Here is a 16,994-nt window from a genome sequence, read left to right as displayed (position 1 = left end):
ACGCGCTTAACCAATCAGGTGTAAGCCCGCATCCGAAATTCTGAGAACGGTAAGCCTGCCCGTGGTGAATGCACCCGTGTCGATGCCGATCCGCTGCGGGCCGGTTTCCGGCTCGGTTACCGGTGTATGGCCGTGGATGACGACGAGGTCCAACCCGGCCCCTTGTGAAAGGAACGGCTCCCTGATCCAGAGCATGTCCTCATCGGTCTGCGCCTCCAGCGGCAATCCCGGTCTCAAGCCGGCATGCACGAAAATATAAGACCCTATCCGGGCATAGATCGGCAGGCTGGATAAAAGCTGGCGGTGGGGCTGCGGAATTGCGCCGAGCAGGGCATCCCTGAACGGCTGCAGTCTCAAGCGCCCCTTTTGCAGGAAATAGTCTATGTCGACCCCGTAGGACAGGAGCGTCTGGCGGCCGCCAAAGTCCAGCCAGTGCATGTTCTCCTGCGGATTTTCGAGAAAATCATGGAAGAGCTGCTCATGGTTGCCGCAAAGTGCAATACGGCGCAGCGGCGTCGGCGGTGGCTTCAGCAAATGTTCAAGAACGCCACGGGAATCGCGCCCTCGATCGACATAGTCGCCGAGGAGAACGACCAGCGCGGGAGAGGGGTCGGGCCCCAGATCGGCAAGGATTTTCCGCTCCGCCTGCAAAAGCAGGTCGAGGCTGCCATGCACGTCGCCAATGGCATAGATCGGAAAGGAGGCTGGCTTGTCGCCAAGGTCGATTCTGCGCCGCCTCCGGTCGTCGCGGGAGGCTGGTTGTTTACGACCGCGAATCCAGTTGAGCACCTTGGGCATAGCTGCCGATACTGTCTCTCCTGCACAAGGTCAAGAGCGTTGAAAGAGGCTGCCGCATCACCCGCCAAAGCTGCGTTGACGCGATGCTGGGTCACCCGTCAAAACCCGCCGGACGAAGCAGTGAAAGGCGGCTTTTATAAAGCAGGATGCGTCAATCCTGCGAGGAGAGAATACCCTCTTTGATGTCCGAAAGATACGTTGCCTTAAACCGGCGGTCGGGCCTGTCGTCCGAAAGGGCGGTTTCAGCGTAAAGACATGTTCTAGAGTTTCAGCCAGACACGCGGGTCCTCGTGCGACTGGATCTTGATCCATTTCAGATCCACCGCTTTCCACGGCTTGACGACATTGGTGCGGTTATCCAGCACCAGATCGCCCTGGCTGGTGCTGACGACCAGAACGGCGTGACCTATGCCATCCGTCGTGCGGGCAGTGGCAATGCGCAGGGCGCCGGAAGGCCAGCCGGCGCGCAGGAGGCGTTGCCGCTTGGTCACCGCATAATCGTCACAGTCGCCGCTTGCCGGGTTCAGTTTCCAGTCGTCTTCGCCGTCCCCTTCACTGGCATAGATTATCGAGGTGTTGATCTCGGCGTTGATACGCTGGAGTTCCACACGCTTCTGTTTGCTCAGTTCCACCGTATCGCGGTCACCAGTCCGGATGCACTGGTCGGCGGCGCTTTCACAGAATTTGGCAAAGGCAATGGGCGCGATGGTCGGACGGCTCGTGGTCATGAAGAGGCCGGGCCGCGATGCGCCAGGCTTTTGGGCAAGGCCACCAAGCTGCACGGCCGATGCCGTTGTCGCAATGCTCGCCGCCATGCCGGCAGCGACGGCAAAAACCGTTGCCAGACGGATTGTTCTCTTCGCCATGTCCTTGCCCCTGCACAGTTGCCTTCTCTTGTGCTGGCACCATAGCGACCCATTCTTGCGGGCCGTTTAAGTCGATAGATTGCATTTTAATGAAATCTAATTTTGTTACAGCGCGTTGAAAAATTGGGTTCGCGCTCACTTGCAGCGGGCTCGACCTTCCGTGTCGACAATACAGGTCTGTTGCGGGACGGCTCGTCGGAGTTCTCGCTGTGTATCGGGTGAGGCTCTGCTTGCCGGCGGCCGGTCGTAATTCCGGTAAACTTCGAAATTGCGTCCGCCGATCGTTCCCTGCGCCCCGCCGCGGCCATCCGGCGTCACTTCGAAATTCTGATATTGCTGCGCATGGGCACCAGCGGAGAAGCCGATCGTGGCGGCCAGAACACCGGCCGCAAGCCTCCTGCGCAATGCTGCTGCTTGCTGCCTGCCCACCGTCATGGCCGTTCCTCCATGGACGAAATAATGGATGACGCCGCCGCACATTTGCCATGCCCGGCGTGCATTGCTTTTTCAGCGTCCGTCGGGGGTAATCATATCACCGATATTGCATCCGGTGTGAGAAGGATTTGTGTCTGGCAAAGGCCGAATCGCCTCCCTGCCGCATCAGCCAGCGGTGCCACGTCGCCAGAAGGCGTCACCGTGCCGCTCGATCGTCAGGAATGCGAAAAACGCCATTCTGGGGCTCAAAAATTAAGCTCTTTGCCGCTGCATTTATAGGCTTCACAATCCTGTAACAACGGACCTAATATACAAGTGCAGATGCCGAATCGCTCAGGAGAAGCCCTTGACGATTGCAGTTTCACCACAGGCCCTGCCGGCGCTCGTTCTGAACGCAGACTACAGGCCACTGAGTTATTATCCCTTGTCGTTATGGTCCTGGCAGGACGCGATCAAGGCTGTCTTTCTAGACCGTGTGAACATCATTGCAGAATATGATCACGCGGTGTCATCCCCCAGCTTTTCCATGCGGCTGCCGAGCGTCGTCAGCCTCAAGACTTACGTGCAGCCCACCCGCAACCCCGCCTTCACACGCTTCAACGTTTTCCTTCGGGACAAGTTCGAATGCCAGTATTGCGGCACGCGGGACGAATTGACCTTCGACCATGTGATTCCCCGCGCGCATGGCGGTGAAACCACCTGGCACAATGTCGTTGCGGCGTGCTCTCCCTGCAACCTTAAAAAAGGCAGCAAGCTTCCCAAGCAGGCGGGCATGTTCCCGGCGCAGAGGCCCTTCCAGCCCACGGTTCAGGATTTGCACAATAACGGGCGGCTGTTCCCGCCCAATTATCTACACGAAAGCTGGATGGACTATCTTTACTGGGATACCGAACTGCAGCCCTGATCTTTTCAGGACTGCAATGCGGCTTTTCCGCTTACCGGCTTTTCCGGCTCGCGCCAAAAAAGGCGACTGCCGCAAGTGCAACGCTTGCGATGACATTCCAGCCCGCGAAGGAAAGGCCGAGCACCCGCAAGGCCGCGTCGTTGCAGGAGGGTGCCTTGATGGCGTTCAGATTACCCAGGAGATCGCCGGCATTCGTCGTGATGGACGGCGCCCCGGTGGCGCAGGTAATCGGCCCTGCCCAGAAACCCCATTCCACGCCGGCGTGATAGACGCCGAGCCCGGCGCCGATCAGCATCGCCACGCCGATAAGGGCAAGAAGCACCCGGGTGATCTGAACCGGCAATTTGAAGACGCTGGTCGCAACGGCCAATACGCCCAGCGGAATGGCGTAATAATAGGGATCGCGCTGCAGCAGGCACAGCGCGCAGGGCGTATAACCGCCAATATGCTGGAAACCGAGGGCGGAGCCGACGGTGAAGATCATTCCCGCCGTGACGCCGAGAGCGGCGAGCGTGCGGCTATTGTCGGCGGTGGTCGCATTGGCCATGTTGTTTTCCTCAAACTTCGCGAAGAAGCAGATATCCCGGACGGGCTTTCAAAAAGGCGGGCGTGATGGCGAAATTAAGTCGTCGGTCCTCACGGGGTGTAACGGGATTCGTCTAATCCAGTCCGTCGCATCTGGCAAATGAAAGCCTGGCAATATTCGGGGGGTGCGCAAGCAAAGTTTCGTGAGCTTGCCGGCCGGCGTGAGACCGTTAAAGGGTTCACTTGGAGGCGCTGGACAAAGTGAAGGAAATCAATGCGGTTTTGGAAATGGTACCCCAAGCCGGGATCGAACCAGCACTCCTTTCGGAACCGCATTTTGAGTGCGGCGCGTCTACCAATTCCGCCATTGGGGCAACGGTGGTAATGCCACGGCGTCTATCATGGTGAGGGCCATGCGTGCAACCCCAAAGCTGACTTATCCTTTTGAATTGCGCGTGTTTGCGCGGGCGGTTTTCCGTCCTTGCCGGGGCGGCCGATCAAAATGTTACGGTCGGTGGCTGTGCCGGATCGCGACACCTGCAGTTGCGGCATTAAGGTAATATTAGGCACCTCTAATAAATTAGAATATACGCAATTACTAATTGAATTATGATGTCCGGGTGGAGTTTCCACGCGGGGCGGGAATGGCCAAACTCATAGGGAGGAAATTATGAGGGCTTTTTCTCGCAATTTATTACTGTCCGCCTGCCTGATCCTGCCGGTCCATGCCCATGCGCTGGATATCGGGATCGGCGGTGAAAATGGGGTTAATGCCAGTGTGGGTGGCAATGGCAATGGCGGGCTCGGGGTCGATGCCTCCGTTGGCGGCAGCGGTGGTGTTAACGCCAGTGCGGATGTCGGCGGCAGGAGCGGCGGCGGATTGGGCGCGGATGTCAACGCTTCGGTCGGCGGCAGCAATGGGGTCAATGCGGATGTGAATGCATCCGTCGGCGGTTCCAGCGGCGTCAATGCGGGCGTGAACGCCTCCGTTGGCGGGTCGAACGGTGTCAATGCCAATGTCGGAGCCAATGTCGGCGGCTCGAGCGGGGTGGGCGTTGATGTCGGGCTGGGCATTGGCGGCTCAAGTTCGCCGGGTAATCCGGGAAATCCTGGGAACCCGGGAAGCCCTAACAATCCCGGCACATCGGGGCCAATGACGCCTGGCGCCATGCGTCAGGTCATTCAGGCCTATAACGACATGTCGCGGACCGAGCAGATCAAGCTCGCCCGCCGTTGTGTCGATATTCTGGGCGGCGGATACGATGCGGCTCTGACGCAATTGTGCAAGATGATCCGGACGGCTTCGCGCTGAAGCGGGCTTTACCCGCATCATAAACTCCGAAGGGCGCCGCCGGCGTCCTTCGGATCAATTGCCCTTGCGTCCGAAGGACAGGATCTTCTGCCGCAGGCTGCGGGCGAGGTTGCGGGTGTTGCGGTACATGTCCACCTGCGTGGAAACCTGCCGCACGTCGCGGTCGCTGTTCTGGGCAAGCCCCACCACCAGCGTGCCCATTTCCTGGCGCTCCTGCCAGAAGCGGCTCATGATCGGATGATCGGGCACGGCGCAGCTGTCGCTGCGCAGGATATTGGCGTCATCCAGATGCCAGTCGGTCAGTTTCTGCACCAGCAGCTTGCCGGGAGAAAATTGCGCATAGCTCTCGTCGAAAGCGGTTTTCCACGTATAGGCCTCACCGGCCGTGATGAAGACGACCATGGAGGCGATGGCGTTGCCATTGAGATCGATGGTGTGGATACGCACCGCATCGGCTTCTGCCAGATTGGTGATCGCCTCGCGGGCAAAGGCGGCGCGATAACGGTCGTTGACCAGCGCGGTGCGCTTGCGGCCTTTCCAGCCACTCGCCTCCAGCGCCAGAAATTCCTCCATGCGATAGCGCACGTCCTTCGGCTGCCGGGTAACGGTGTAGGCGAGGGAACCGAGTTTTTCGAGCTGGCGCCACTGCCTGTTCATTTCACGCAGATGGTGCGGCGCAAGGGCGTTTTGCAGATATGCCCTGCCATCAAGCAGGCTTTCCAGCATCGGCCGGTGATAATTGCCCGTCGTCGTCACCGGCAGGTTGCGGCTGAGCGCGATGGCTTTGAACATGCGGGCAAAAGGCCCTTCCAGCCGAACATCCGGCAGCACCAGAACGTTGGGCAGCCGCATGTTGCGGTCGGAAAGGGCATCGAAAAGATTGTCGAGGGTTTCGGCGGCCCCTTCGGTATCAACCAGCGGCGTGCCAAGCGGCCCGAACGGATTGGCCCAGACGCGAATGATGGAAGGGCCGATGGAAAAGCCGGGCTTTTCCACGGTGAAAGGCATCAGGAAGCGCATGCGGCTTCTGGCGCCGTTCTCGTCGCGAATAAGCGCAAAGCGCACGGATTTGTCCTCGATTCGCGGCATGGCGGGTGCGAGAAGCCGTCCGGTGAAGAAGACATTCGCCTCCATCACGCGGTTGGACAGAAAGTCGAGTTCTTCCTGCATGTCGTAACCGAGCTGACCCGGATAGATGCAGAATTCCCGGCCATCGCGCCCCACGCGTCGGCTGCTGTCGGCTACGGGACGGTCACGCTCCGCAGACGCCATCAGTGCGGCGATGCGCGGGTCCTGAAAATCAGGATTCTTTGGATCGCTGGACATGCTTATCGTTACACCGCCTTCCCAGTGTTTTGGCCCGCCCGGGGATCGTTGAAGGCAAAAAGGACGATCCCGAGTGTGCGGCGAATGGCAATATGCAATAGCACAGCTTCTATGCACATGGCTATCGCCACCGCTGCCGCGGCCCCTGCCAGACCATAGACCGGAATGAGCGCCATGTTGAGTGCAATGTTGCAACCAAAGATAATAATATAAAGCACGACGCACAATTTTTGTTTGCCGGCCATATTCAGCAATGTTTCTCCCGGACCGATCAGCGCTTTGGCGAGGAAACCGGCGAAAAGGAAAAACATCAGCTCGTAACCCTGAACGAAGCCGGGACCGAACAGTGATAGCAGGAACGGGCCGGCCAGAAGCACCACGCTGCCGACGGCAAGCGACGGCCAGAAGGCCCAGCGCGCGGCCTGGCTGGCGAAACCGGCGAGCCCCTGCCTGTCATTGGCAGACATGAGGGCGGCCAGACGCGGGGCGGCGGCTGCCTGCACGGAGAAAAACACGAATTGCATCAGCACGATGGTCTTTGCCGCGGCGAAATAAATGCCCACCTGATCCGGCGGCAGATAAAGCCCGACAATCACCACATCGGAATTGGTCATCAAAAACCCGATGCCGTCGATCAGGAACATCGGAAAGGCGAACCTTATCCAGTGGCGGAAATGAACCCTGCGGGCTGTGCTGCGGAAATGCCGGTTGAGCCGGCGGTCCATGAAGACGAAATGGAAAAGCGTGGTGACATAGGTGGCAAGAAGGGCCGTGAGCATGGCCGTCGTCGCGGTTTTTTCCGCTCCGAAACCGATTGCCACCAGCATGAACAGCAGGATCAGCACCGGGCGGATAATATAGGTGGGGCTGAGAGCGGAAACCGCCCAGCCATTGGCGCGCGCGGTGCCGTTCAGCACATCGCCCAGCGCCACCATCGGCAGGGTGAAAAGCGCCAGCGAAACGGGAATGAGATAATAGGAGGCGATGCGCTCGCCGAAGAAATACAGGAAAACGAAACCGAAAATCGCAAGAGCGCTGGCCGAAAACATGGCGAAGACGCGCGCCGTCGAGGTCAGTCCCATGATCTTGTCATGGGCATCCTCCAGACGGTAGCCGGGTAAAAACCTGATGACGGTGGTGTGAAAGCCGAGACAGGAGAGGTTGCCGAACAGGATCACCAGGACCCAGACAAAGGCGAACAGGCCATATTCGAACTCCCCCATCAGGCGGGCAAGGATGATCTGGGAAATGAAGGCGATGCCGGCGCTGACGATGCGCACCGCAAACGCAACCAGCGCCATGCGCTGCGCGCGGGAAACCTCATCTCCGCCGGAAAGAAGGACGGCGACTTTCGCTACCAGCGGCGAAAGCTTCGCGCGCAGGCCTGCGGGTAAGGCTTTTTCCGCCGTGTTGAGGATAGCCATGATCCACACGCCATCATTTCCAGTTGAATAGGCAAGCCGATTATACGCGCTTCATCCTTAACGAAGGGTTTGGGAGGCGCCGGCCTGTGTGCCAATATCCTCCACCGTCTTCGGCCCGCGGATGCCATTGAACAGGAAAAGGGCGAGTGGGCTGAGGCGTATCGCCTGATGCAGCATATAGGCCACCACCGTGGTGGCCACGACGATGATGGCGAATTCCACGATTGGCGGCAGCGCAATCAGGATGAAGAGCGTTCCGAAGGCGTAAATCAATGGATGGTGAAACAGGTAGATGGTGAAGGATGCATCCGTCATGCGTCTGGCAAAGCGGTTTGGCCGATCGAAATAACGGCAGGCAAGGTCGATCAACAGACGGCTCGTGGCCACCGCCGCAATTGCCGAAACCAGCACCAGCAGGGCCGAATTCGAAAGGGGATTTTGCAGCCGCAGGCTCACCGAGGTTGCGATGGCGCCCGCCGCGACGATGCCGGTGAGAAGTCCCGTCTGGCGAAAGCGGTGAAAGAGGGCGCGATCACGGTGCAGCAGGGCCCCGACAAGGAAAAATGGCAGGTAGCGCGCATAGGGGTCGGAAGCGCGCTCATAGAGAAGAAAGAGTCTGCTTCCGTTCTTTGCCGCAAGCAGGCCGGATCCGTAGATCATCAATTCCCACAGGATAGGCGCAGTGCAGAGTGCTGCGAAAAACAGTGTGGCATGTCGCTGCCGCAGGCTGTCGAACCAGTCTTTCGCATGTGCCAATGGCTGATGTTCCGTAAGAAACAGCAGGCTGGCAAGTAGAATGGAATAAACGATAAGGGCCGGCAGGAACCACAGATGCATGATCCACTGTTCGCTCGGACGCAGCAGGCCGGGCAGGCTCTCCAGTAGCCGGTCGGCCGGGATCTCGCCCTTGGCGACGCCGGCCAGTTGCAGCAGGAAAAGCTGCAATGGCCCGAGCAGAAGGACCGCCACAATAAAGGGCACGCCGAGGCGCAGGAAACGCTGCCTGAGCCAGCGCATCTTGCCCTTCTTGCCGATGACCATGGTGGAGAAATATCCGGCCACCACAAAAAAAGCCGGCATGCGGAAGGTGGAGAGCACGGCGCCAAGCGCGCTCAGAAGCGGGCTGGTGTCAAAATCCTTGATGTCCCATGGTAACGCATGGCTGTAGATGAGGGAGGCGTGATAGGGAATGCCAAGCAGCATGAGGAGAGCCCTGAGCGGGTCCCAATAATGCTCGTAGTCTGACTTGCCCGGTTGCATTTTTCCCCCGTGCCGCAAACGCGATCAGCAATGACCAGCACGACTATTGGTGGAAAACGCTAATAAACTCTTCACGCACCGGAAGGGGTGGGTGGAGCCTTTTTCTTGGGCATAAGGTCAAGGACCAGCGCACAGCCCAAAATGATGATGCCGGCGCCGAAAAGCTGGGGAAGCGAAAGCGGTTCATCCAGCACCAAAGCACCGACGAGAACCGCCACGACGGTGACGGCGAATTCAACGCTGATCGCCTTGGTCGCACCGATCGAGGAGACCAGCTTGAAATAGGTGATGTAGGTAAGGCCGCTCATGACCACCGCCTGTATCAAAAGATAACCGTAATCGATGAGATCAGGTGTTCTCGGCAATGGGACCATCAAGAGAAGCGGCAGGGTCATCAGGCCGCCTGTCAGGAATGAGCCTATGGTGATTTCCCAGGAACCCACGCCCTTCAGGTGGCGGCTGGCAAAATTGCTGCCATAGGCCGCGCAGATGCAGGCGGCGACAGCAGCGGCGCAGCCGATGATGAAGGTGGTTGTAACGGGAACGGCGGGGAAACCGACAAGCAGGACGATGCCGGCAAAACCGATAACGAGACCGGCAATGCCCTGGCGCGTCAGACGCTCAATACCCCATAGCTGAGAGATGAGCATGGAAAAAAGCGGAATGGTCGCCACCAATATGGCAGCCATGGCGGTGCCGATCTGCGGTGTGGCGTAGGACAGGCCGATCAGTTGCCCCGCGACCGTTGTCGCACCGACGACGGTAAAGGCGCGCCAGCCGGCCGAGAATGTCAGCTTTCGACGGACCGTCCGCGCAATGAGAAAGAGGGCGGCAGCGGTCATGAGCGAACGAAGCGTGACGGCGCCGATCCAGCCGAAGGCAGCTACGACTTGTAAAAGCAGCAGAAAAGAGACTCCCCACGCGAGCGCGAGAAAAATATAGGCGGCGAGATCGCGAGGGGCCATGGAAGCAGTTTCCAGAAAATGATCAGGCTCCCTTATGGAAAGCGCCGAGACCAGTCAACAGTCGGCTCACCCGCAATGACCCGGCCCAAACAAAATCGCCCGTAACGCGGGTTACGGGCGATTGATTTCAGACTGATAACAAGCGCCTTACGCCTGTTCGTAAACGCCGTGGCAGTGCTTGTATTTCTTGCCGGAGCCGCAGGGGCACATTTCGTTGCGGCCGATACGGCCCCAGGTGGTGGGGTTGTTCGGATCGCGTTCCTCGGCCGGCACGAAATTGACGGGCGTGGGCTGCATGCCCTGCGCCATTTCATCTTCGCCCGTATTGGGGTCGAGATGATGCGCGGTCATTTCCGGCAGTTCCGGCTGCTGCGGTTCCTGCTGCACCAGTTCCACACGCATCAGCTGGGCGGTAACGGCCTCGCGCAGATTGGCGAGCAGCGCCTGAAACAGTTCAAAGGCTTCCGCCTTGTATTCCTGCAGCGGATCGCGCTGGGCATAACCGCGGAAACCGACGACGGAGCGGAGGTGATCGAGATTGACGATATGTTCGCGCCACAGATGGTCGATCGTCTGGAGAATGACCGAACGTTCGACATAGGTCATGATCTCGGGGCCGAAACGTTCCGCGCGCTCGGCGGCGTATTTGTCGGCGGCCTCGGTGACGCGCTCAAGAATATCGTCCTCGGCGATGCCCTCTTCCTTGGCCCAGTCCTCTACCGGCAGGTCGAGGTTCAGGAACTGGGCGATGCCGGCCTTGAGGCCCGCAATATCCCACTGTTCGGCATAGGCATTTTCCGGAACATGCTTGGTGACGAGCATTTCGATGACTTCGTGGCGCATGTCGGCTGCGGTTTCGCCGATATTGTCGGCTTCCATCAGCTCGAGACGCTGGTCGAAGATCACCTTGCGCTGGTCGTTCAGCACATCGTCATATTTCAGAAGGTTCTTGCGGGTCTCGAAGTTGCGGGCTTCGACCTTCTTCTGGGCGCGTTCCAGCGCCTTGTTGATCCACGGATGGACGATTGCTTCGCCTTCCTTCAGGCCGAGCTTCTGCAACATGCTGTCCATGCGCTCGGAACCGAAGATGCGCATCAGGTCGTCCTGGAGCGACAGGTAGAATTTCGAACGGCCGGGGTCGCCCTGACGGCCGGAACGACCACGCAGCTGGTTGTCGATACGGCGGCTTTCATGGCGTTCGGTGGCGATGACGTAAAGACCGCCGGCGGCGAGCGCCTTTTCCTTCAGCACCTTGATCTCGGCGCGGATGGCCTCTTCCTTGGCGTCAAGCTCCGGACCCGGCTCCATGCCTTCCAGCTCGCGCTCCAGACGCATCTCGACGTTGCCGCCGAGCTGGATGTCGGTACCGCGGCCGGCCATGTTGGTGGCGATGGTGACGGCGCCGGGAACACCGGCCTGCGAAACGATATAGGCTTCCTGCTCGTGGTAACGGGCGTTCAGAACCTGGAAGTCGGAGAAACCGGACTGGCGCAGCATATGCGCAAGAAGCTCGGACTTTTCGATGGAGGTCGTGCCCACCAGAACCGGCTGGCCGCGTTCATGCGCCGCCTTGATCTCGGTGATGATCGCCTGGAACTTCTCCTCGCCGGTGCGGTAAACCTCGTCATCCTCGTCGATACGCTGGATCGGCAGGTTGGTCGGCACCTCGATGACGTCGAGGCCGTAGATGTTGCCGAATTCTTCCGCTTCCGTCGAGGCCGTACCGGTCATGCCGGCCAGCTTTTCATACATGCGGAAGTAGTTCTGGAAGGTGACGGAGGAAAGCGTCTGGTTTTCCGGCTGGATCTGCACCTTTTCCTTGGCTTCGAGAGCCTGATGCTGACCTTCGGAATAACGGCGGCCCGGCATCATGCGGCCGGTAAACTCGTCGATGATGACGATCTCGTCGTTGCGGACGATGTAGTCCTTGTCGCGGGTGAAGAGCTTGTGGGCCTTCAGCGCATTGTTGATGTGATGGACGATGGCGACGTTTTCGACGTCGTAAAGCGATTCGCCCTTCAGGAGACCCGCCTGCCGCAGCAGGTTTTCGAGCTTTTCGGTGCCTTCTTCGGAGAAGTTGGCCGAGCGCTGTTTCTCATCGATTTCGTAATCTTCTGGTGCCAGCAGCGGAATGAAGGCGTCGATGGTGTTGTAGAGATCGGAACGGTCGTCCAGCGGGCCGGAAATGATGAGCGGCGTGCGCGCCTCGTCGACCAGGATCGAGTCGACTTCGTCGACGATCGCGTAGTTGTGGCCGCGCTGCACCATCTGCGCGCGGTCATATTTCATGTTGTCGCGCAGATAATCGAAGCCGAGTTCGTTGTTCGTCGCGTAGGTGATGTCGCAGGCATAGGCCTCGCGGCGCTGGTCGTCGTCCAGCCCGTGAACAATGACGCCGGTGGTGAGGCCGAGGAAGCGGTAAAGCCTGCTCATGGTGGCGGCGTCGCGCTGGGCAAGATAGTCGTTGACGGTAACGACATGCACACCCTTGCCGGCGAGCGCGTTGAGGTAGACCGCAAGCGTTGCCACCAGCGTCTTGCCTTCACCCGTCTTCATTTCGGCGATGGCGCCGCCGTGCAGGATCATACCGCCCGTCAGCTGCACGTCGAAGGGACGCATGTGGAGAACACGGCGCGATGCTTCGCGGGCCACGGCAAAAGCCGGGATCAGCAGGTCGTCCAGCGACTTGCCGTCTGCCAGCTGCTGGCGGAACTCGGCGGTCTTGGCCGCCAGCGCTTCGTCGGAGAGCGCCTTGGTGGCCTCTTCCAGCGCATTGATGGCTGCGATCTTGCTTTTATAGGAGCGGACGCGGCGATCATTTGCCGAACCGAACAACTTGCGGGCTATACCGCCGAGACTGACCATCTTACTGGCCCTTTCTGAAATTCCGTTTTGCCGGGCGCTTTTCTCCGTCACGCTGTTTTCAGCACAAATGACGGACTTCGCCCTTCAACGTATCTGGACGCGAGGTTGCGTGACAGATAAGAGGGGGGGCAAATGATGTCAACGGTTCTGCCCGTTACAGAATGGCCACAATCCGGTGTTTGGAAGTTTTTTCAGAGCCGGAAACCATGTCTGGAGCCGGCATTGTCCCCGAAAGGTTCAAAATGTTGCGCTATAATAAAATTGCGGCTGCGGTGATTGTGGCCACGCTCGGCCTCCAGCTTCCGGCTTTCGCACAGGAAGACAAGGTTGTCGCCAAGGTTGGCGATCTGGAAATCCACCAGTCCGAACTCGACCTCGCCATGAGCAACCTCGATCCGCAGCTCGCGCAGCTTCCCGACGAGCAGAAGAAGGTCGCAGCTCTTTCCGGCGCGATCGACGTCAAGCTTCTGGTAAAGAACGCCAGCGCCGAAGGTCTGGAAAAGACTGAAGATTTCAAGAAGCGCATGGAATTCATCCAGGACCGTGAGCTGCATAACGCCTATTTCCGCAAGCATGTGGTCGAGGCCGTCACCAATGACGAGGTGAAGGCGCGCTACGACAAGGAAGTCGCAGCCCTGCCGCAGGAAGAAGAAATCAAGGCCGCGCACATTCTCGTCGCCAGCGAGGACGAAGCGAAAGACATCATCAAGCAGCTTGATTCGGGCAAGGATTTCGCCGCGCTCGCCAAGGAAAAGTCGACCGATTCCAACAAGGATGACGGCGGCGATCTCGGCTGGTTCGGCAAGGGCCGCATGGTTCCGGAATTCGAAGAAGCTGCTTTTGGCCTCGAAAAGGGCGCCTACACCAAGACCCCGGTGAAGACGCAGTTCGGCTTCCACGTCATCAAGCTGGAAGACAAGCGCATCGCCCCGCCGCCGGCTTTCGAGCAGGTCGAGCCGCAGGTTCGTCAGCTTGTCATGCGTGACAAGTACGTTGCCCTCATCGAGAAGGCAAAGGCTGACCAGAAGATCGAAATCATGGATGAGACGCTGAAGAAGGGCTACGACGAAGCCTCGAAGGAACAGCAGGCTCAGCCGCAGCAGTAAAAAATTCAGGTTACGGGGCGGCTATGGGCCGCCCCGTTTCATCTCAGGCATTCCCAGATCCTCCTTTCCAGAATTTCAGGCGCTTCCCATGTCCGTTGCCGTTTCCCCGCTCGCTCCGAAATCCTATCCCGACATGCCCGCGCTGCGCGGTGTTCGCATGGCGACGGCCGCCGCCGGCATCAAATACAAGAACCGCACGGATGTTCTGCTGATGGTGTTCGACACGCCTGCAAGTGTCGCCGGCGTCTTCACCAAGTCAAAATGCCCGTCTGCCCCGGTTGATTTCTGCCGCACCAATCTCGGCGGCGGCGTGGCGCGTGCCGTGGTGGTCAATTCCGGTAACGCCAATGCCTTTACGGGCGTCAAGGGCAAGGCGGCCACCGAGCTGACGGCGAAATCCGCCGCCGCTGCCGTCGGTTGCTCCGAAAACGAGGTATTTCTGGCGTCGACCGGCGTGATCGGCGAGCCGCTGGACGCCACCAAATTCGCCGGTGTTCTGGGCGATATGAACGGTATGGCCGAAGCCGATTTCTGGCAGGAAGCCGCCAAGGCGATCATGACGACCGATACCTATCCCAAGGTTTCGACCCGCACTGCCGAAATCGGCGGCGTCATCGTTACCATCAACGGTATCGCCAAGGGTGCCGGCATGATCGCGCCCGACATGGCGACGATGCTCTCCTTCGTGGTGACGGATGCGGACATTGAGCCGGCAGCCCTGCAGGCGCTGCTTTCGGCCGGTGTCGGCCCGACCTTCAATTCCGTGACGGTCGACAGCGACACCTCCACCTCCGACACGCTGATGCTGTTTGCCACGGGTGCGGCAGCTGAAGACGGCCAGGTGAAGGTGACGAGCGCCGACGACGAGCGCCTTGCCGGCTTCCGCGTCGCTCTCAACGATCTCCTCAAGGATCTGGCCCTGCAGGTTGTTCGCGACGGCGAAGGCGCGCGCAAGATGGTGGAAGTCACTGTCACTGGCGCGGAAAACGATGCCGCCGCCAAGAAGATCGCCCTTTCCATCGCCAATTCGCCGCTGGTGAAGACCGCGGTTGCCGGCGAAGACGCCAATTGGGGCCGTGTCGTCATGGCCGTCGGCAAATCCGGCGAAATGGCAGACCGCGACCGTCTCGCGATCTGGTTCGGCGGCGTGCGCGTGGCCGTGAATGGTGAGCGCGATCCGGATTATTCGGAAGCGGAGACGACCGCGGTGATGCGTCTCGAAGACATTCCGGTGAAGGTGGATATTGGTCTCGGTCAGGGCAAGGCCACCGTCTGGACCTGTGATCTCACCAAGGAATATGTTGCGATCAACGGCGACTACCGGAGCTGACCGTTGGAGCCGAAGAGAATGCAGGACAACAAGGCCGTCAATCTGCCGCTGGTTCGCCGTCTGGAAGCCGTCAGCTTCCGGGCATGGCCTGCCTCGTCGGTGATTTATGACGGCAGCTGGCAAATCCGCCTCACAGGCTCGCATCCCTCCAAGCGGATCAACTGCGTGGTGCCGCTCGACCCTTCCGACTACGGAAACAGCGCCGTGCGGCTGGAAAAGGCACGCAAGCGCTTCGAGGATTTCGGCCGTCCGCTGGTGGTGCGTGAAACGACGCTGATGCCGCCGCAACTCAAGGACTTTCTGGTCAAGGACGGCTGGTCCATGGTCGAAGAGGTCAGGGTCATGACGGCTGATCTTACCGGCATGGAACTGCCGGAAACGCTGGTCAGCCTGCCGAGCCACGATATCGGCCGTTTTGTCGAGGCGAGCATCAAGGTCAGCGATAGCGACCCGGCCCAGCGATCAGCGATCGCAGAAATCGTTAGTTCGATCAAGCCGACGCTCGGCCTGTTCATCAACGAGGAAGTTGAAGGCAGCCCGCTTGCGACTGTGATCTGCGTGCAGGATAACGATCTTGCCGGCATCCTGTCGCTCGACGTTGACAAGTCGCAGCGCCAGAAGGGCCTCGGTACGCAGATTCTGGCGTCGGCGCTGCGTTGGGCACGGATCAGCGGTGCCAAAAGCGCCTGGTTGCAGGTCGTCTCGACAAATGTGCCCGCAATCGCGCTTTATGAAAAATTCGGTTTCACCGATGCCTACCTCTATCGCTACTGGCGCAAGGTTGACGAAAAATGAGCGAAGCGGGCAAGAAGATTCTGCTGGTCGCCGCCTGTGCGCTCCTCGATCGGGATGGGCGCATCCTTCTGGCGCAGCGTCCTGAAGGCAAGTCGCTTGCTGGCCTGTGGGAGTTTCCGGGCGGCAAGGTGGAGCACGGTGAGACGCCCGAGGAAACCCTTGTTCGCGAGCTGGACGAAGAACTGGGCATCAAGACCAAGGTCGCCTGCCTTGCACCGCTGACTTTCGCCAGCCACACCTATGAGACCTTTCACCTCCTGATGCCGCTTTACGTGTGCCGCCGTTATGAGGGCATTGCGCATGGCCGGGAAGGGCAGGCGCTGAAATGGGTAAAGCCGCAGGCTCTGCGCGATTACCCCATGCCGCCGGCCGATGAGCCGCTCATCCCTTTCCTGCAGGATCTGCTGTAAGCTGGCGGCGTGGCGTTTGCGCGCGATCGGGTAAAGATCAGCCTGTCGAGTAACGTAGTTGTCGAGTGCGAGGCTGTCTCGCCTCAATATGACGTCATCCTCGGGCCTGTCCCGAGGATCTATCCGCCCTTGTAAGGTCATCCCGTCACAGCTTCGTGAAAATGCCCTGTTGCCAGCGCTTTGCCGTACCAAAACGGGGCTGTGTTAAGAGATCGTTCAGCACCCTCTGGCAGATTGTTAAGCTAAAGAAGCGGTAAACTGCGCGAGACGAGGTTGGTCATGAACGAGGATTTCTGGAAGACGGTGGAAGGTCGTCATTTGTATTCCAACAAATCCCGTCGCACCGGCGTGCTCAATGTGGCGCTGCTTTTTGGCACGGCGGTTATCGCCCTTTCCCTGATCATCACCCCCATGCTTGCCGGAAAATCTTCCACGCGCGTGGCGCAGTTTCCCGAAAATTACGACATGATCAGCACGGGCTCCATCAAGAAGACCGATGTCGGCAAGACCTATTCCATTCGTCGCAGCATCACCCAGCCGATGCCGGAGATGCCCTGCGTGGTCACGGGTTACAGCAACGAGAGCGGTTGCTGATCGTTTACCATCAACGGTAACGGATTTCTCACATCGCCGACCTAGGATAGTGTTGATTTCAACAGGGCAGATGCCGGTT

At 59.3% G+C, this 16,994-nt stretch carries 16 protein-coding genes and 1 tRNA gene; 7 read left to right on the top strand and 10 right to left on the bottom strand.

What is annotated here, in order from left to right; all coding sequences use genetic code 11:
- Positions 1-6: 6 nt before the first annotated feature.
- The 3 genes from ASB65_RS18160 to ASB65_RS18150 all read right to left on the bottom strand — a co-directional run bounded on the left by ASB65_RS18160 (position 7) and on the right by ASB65_RS18150 (position 2,099).
- Positions 7-798 carry a metallophosphoesterase family protein gene (locus tag ASB65_RS18160; protein ID WP_003507081.1) on the bottom strand — a complete coding sequence of 264 codons (792 nt, stop codon included), beginning with the start codon at positions 796-798 and terminating at the stop codon, positions 7-9.
- A gap of 260 nt (positions 799-1,058) precedes the next feature.
- Positions 1,059-1,664: a transglutaminase-like cysteine peptidase gene (locus ASB65_RS18155; protein ID WP_060724917.1), complete on the bottom strand. Its 606-nt coding sequence runs from the start codon at positions 1,662-1,664 to the stop codon at positions 1,059-1,061.
- Positions 1,665-1,799: 135 nt separating this feature from the next.
- Positions 1,800-2,099: a hypothetical protein gene (locus ASB65_RS18150; RefSeq protein WP_060724990.1), complete on the bottom strand. Its 300-nt coding sequence runs from the start codon at positions 2,097-2,099 to the stop codon at positions 1,800-1,802.
- A 346-nt stretch (positions 2,100-2,445) separates the two neighbouring features.
- On the opposite strand from ASB65_RS18150, the gene ASB65_RS18145 reads away from it, so the two are divergent.
- Complete coding sequence (locus ASB65_RS18145) at positions 2,446-3,003, top strand: HNH endonuclease (protein ID WP_003507075.1); 558 nt, start codon at positions 2,446-2,448, stop codon at positions 3,001-3,003.
- 31 nt (positions 3,004-3,034) lie between these two features.
- Here ASB65_RS18145 and ASB65_RS18140 read toward each other — a convergent pair whose 3' ends face one another.
- Both ASB65_RS18140 and ASB65_RS18135 read right to left on the bottom strand, forming a co-directional pair.
- The gene (locus tag ASB65_RS18140; protein WP_060724916.1) at positions 3,035-3,550 is read right to left on the bottom strand and encodes a disulfide bond formation protein B; all 516 of its coding nucleotides are present in this window, start codon (positions 3,548-3,550) and stop codon (positions 3,035-3,037) included.
- A gap of 267 nt (positions 3,551-3,817) precedes the next feature.
- A tRNA-Leu gene (locus ASB65_RS18135) sits at positions 3,818-3,902 on the bottom strand.
- A 296-nt stretch (positions 3,903-4,198) separates the two neighbouring features.
- On the opposite strand from ASB65_RS18135, the gene uppQ reads away from it, so the two are divergent.
- Complete coding sequence (gene uppQ / locus ASB65_RS18130) at positions 4,199-4,840, top strand: polysaccharide biosynthesis GNAT family N-acetyltransferase UppQ (RefSeq protein WP_060724915.1); 642 nt, start codon at positions 4,199-4,201, stop codon at positions 4,838-4,840.
- Positions 4,841-4,894: 54 nt separating this feature from the next.
- Here the strand turns inward: uppQ and ASB65_RS18125 are convergent, their stop codons facing one another.
- From ASB65_RS18125 to secA, 5 genes are all read right to left on the bottom strand, one after another.
- Entirely contained in the window at positions 4,895-6,166 is a 1,272-nt protein-coding gene (locus ASB65_RS18125) for a GNAT family N-acetyltransferase (protein WP_060724914.1), read from the bottom strand.
- Positions 6,167-6,174: 8 nt separating this feature from the next.
- Positions 6,175-7,590, bottom strand: coding sequence for a Wzx-type polysaccharide biosynthesis protein UppV (uppV, locus tag ASB65_RS18120; RefSeq protein WP_060724913.1), 1,416 nt, complete (start codon positions 7,588-7,590; stop codon positions 6,175-6,177).
- Between the two features lie 57 nt (positions 7,591-7,647).
- A complete protein-coding gene (mdoC, locus tag ASB65_RS18115; RefSeq protein ID WP_080868601.1) occupies positions 7,648-8,850 on the bottom strand; it encodes a glucans biosynthesis protein MdoC in 1,203 nt (400 codons plus the stop codon).
- A 71-nt stretch (positions 8,851-8,921) separates the two neighbouring features.
- Positions 8,922-9,815: a DMT family transporter gene (locus ASB65_RS18110; RefSeq protein WP_003507064.1), complete on the bottom strand. Its 894-nt coding sequence runs from the start codon at positions 9,813-9,815 to the stop codon at positions 8,922-8,924.
- Positions 9,816-9,962: 147 nt separating this feature from the next.
- Positions 9,963-12,680, bottom strand: a complete 2,718-nt coding sequence (gene secA / locus ASB65_RS18105; RefSeq protein ID WP_060724912.1) for a preprotein translocase subunit SecA — start codon at positions 12,678-12,680, stop codon at positions 9,963-9,965.
- A 242-nt stretch (positions 12,681-12,922) separates the two neighbouring features.
- On the opposite strand from secA, the gene ASB65_RS18100 reads away from it, so the two are divergent.
- The 5 genes from ASB65_RS18100 to ASB65_RS18080 all read left to right on the top strand — a co-directional run bounded on the left by ASB65_RS18100 (position 12,923) and on the right by ASB65_RS18080 (position 16,915).
- Positions 12,923-13,786, top strand: a complete 864-nt coding sequence (locus ASB65_RS18100) for a peptidylprolyl isomerase (protein WP_026364016.1) — start codon at positions 12,923-12,925, stop codon at positions 13,784-13,786.
- 88 nt (positions 13,787-13,874) lie between these two features.
- The gene (gene argJ, locus ASB65_RS18095) at positions 13,875-15,116 is read left to right on the top strand and encodes a bifunctional glutamate N-acetyltransferase/amino-acid acetyltransferase ArgJ (RefSeq protein ID WP_060724911.1); all 1,242 of its coding nucleotides are present in this window, start codon (positions 13,875-13,877) and stop codon (positions 15,114-15,116) included.
- A gap of 18 nt (positions 15,117-15,134) precedes the next feature.
- Positions 15,135-15,911: a GNAT family N-acetyltransferase gene (locus ASB65_RS18090; protein WP_020808897.1), complete on the top strand. Its 777-nt coding sequence runs from the start codon at positions 15,135-15,137 to the stop codon at positions 15,909-15,911.
- Positions 15,908-16,321 (top strand): 8-oxo-dGTP diphosphatase MutT, encoded by a 414-nt coding sequence (gene mutT / locus ASB65_RS18085; RefSeq protein ID WP_003507054.1) that lies wholly within the window; start codon positions 15,908-15,910, stop codon positions 16,319-16,321. The genes ASB65_RS18090 and mutT overlap by 4 nt, the downstream gene beginning before the upstream one ends.
- A 279-nt stretch (positions 16,322-16,600) precedes the next feature.
- Positions 16,601-16,915 carry a hypothetical protein gene (locus ASB65_RS18080; protein ID WP_020808898.1) on the top strand — a complete coding sequence of 105 codons (315 nt, stop codon included), beginning with the start codon at positions 16,601-16,603 and terminating at the stop codon, positions 16,913-16,915.
- The last annotated feature ends 79 nt before the right edge of the window (positions 16,916-16,994 follow it).

Origin of the sequence: Agrobacterium tumefaciens str. B6 (genome assembly GCF_001541315.1) — a bacterium.
Lineage (GTDB): Bacteria > Pseudomonadota > Alphaproteobacteria > Rhizobiales > Rhizobiaceae > Agrobacterium > Agrobacterium radiobacter.
Note: the sequence above shows the minus strand (reverse complement) of the source record. Positions and strands in the feature narration are given on the sequence as shown.

What these genes read in the sequence shown, in the direction of transcription:
- ASB65_RS18080 (WP_020808898.1), top strand. Translation starts at nt 16,601, where the DNA reads ATGAACGAGGATTTCTGGAAGACGGTGGAAGGTCGTCATTTGTATTCC.
- ASB65_RS18160 (WP_003507081.1), bottom strand. Translation starts at nt 798, where the DNA reads ATGCCCAAGGTGCTCAACTGGATTCGCGGTCGTAAACAACCAGCCTCC.
- ASB65_RS18150 (WP_060724990.1), bottom strand. Translation starts at nt 2,099, where the DNA reads ATGACGGTGGGCAGGCAGCAAGCAGCAGCATTGCGCAGGAGGCTTGCG.
- mdoC (WP_080868601.1), bottom strand. Translation starts at nt 8,850, where the DNA reads ATGCAACCGGGCAAGTCAGACTACGAGCATTATTGGGACCCGCTCAGG.
- ASB65_RS18090 (WP_020808897.1), top strand. Translation starts at nt 15,135, where the DNA reads ATGCAGGACAACAAGGCCGTCAATCTGCCGCTGGTTCGCCGTCTGGAA.
- ASB65_RS18110 (WP_003507064.1), bottom strand. Translation starts at nt 9,815, where the DNA reads ATGGCCCCTCGCGATCTCGCCGCCTATATTTTTCTCGCGCTCGCGTGG.
- argJ (WP_060724911.1), top strand. Translation starts at nt 13,875, where the DNA reads ATGTCCGTTGCCGTTTCCCCGCTCGCTCCGAAATCCTATCCCGACATG.
- mutT (WP_003507054.1), top strand. Translation starts at nt 15,908, where the DNA reads ATGAGCGAAGCGGGCAAGAAGATTCTGCTGGTCGCCGCCTGTGCGCTC.
- ASB65_RS18125 (WP_060724914.1), bottom strand. Translation starts at nt 6,166, where the DNA reads ATGTCCAGCGATCCAAAGAATCCTGATTTTCAGGACCCGCGCATCGCC.
- uppV (WP_060724913.1), bottom strand. Translation starts at nt 7,590, where the DNA reads ATGGCTATCCTCAACACGGCGGAAAAAGCCTTACCCGCAGGCCTGCGC.
- uppQ (WP_060724915.1), top strand. Translation starts at nt 4,199, where the DNA reads ATGAGGGCTTTTTCTCGCAATTTATTACTGTCCGCCTGCCTGATCCTG.
- ASB65_RS18100 (WP_026364016.1), top strand. Translation starts at nt 12,923, where the DNA reads ATGTTGCGCTATAATAAAATTGCGGCTGCGGTGATTGTGGCCACGCTC.
- secA (WP_060724912.1), bottom strand. Translation starts at nt 12,680, where the DNA reads ATGGTCAGTCTCGGCGGTATAGCCCGCAAGTTGTTCGGTTCGGCAAAT.
- ASB65_RS18140 (WP_060724916.1), bottom strand. Translation starts at nt 3,550, where the DNA reads ATGGCCAATGCGACCACCGCCGACAATAGCCGCACGCTCGCCGCTCTC.
- ASB65_RS18155 (WP_060724917.1), bottom strand. Translation starts at nt 1,664, where the DNA reads ATGGCGAAGAGAACAATCCGTCTGGCAACGGTTTTTGCCGTCGCTGCC.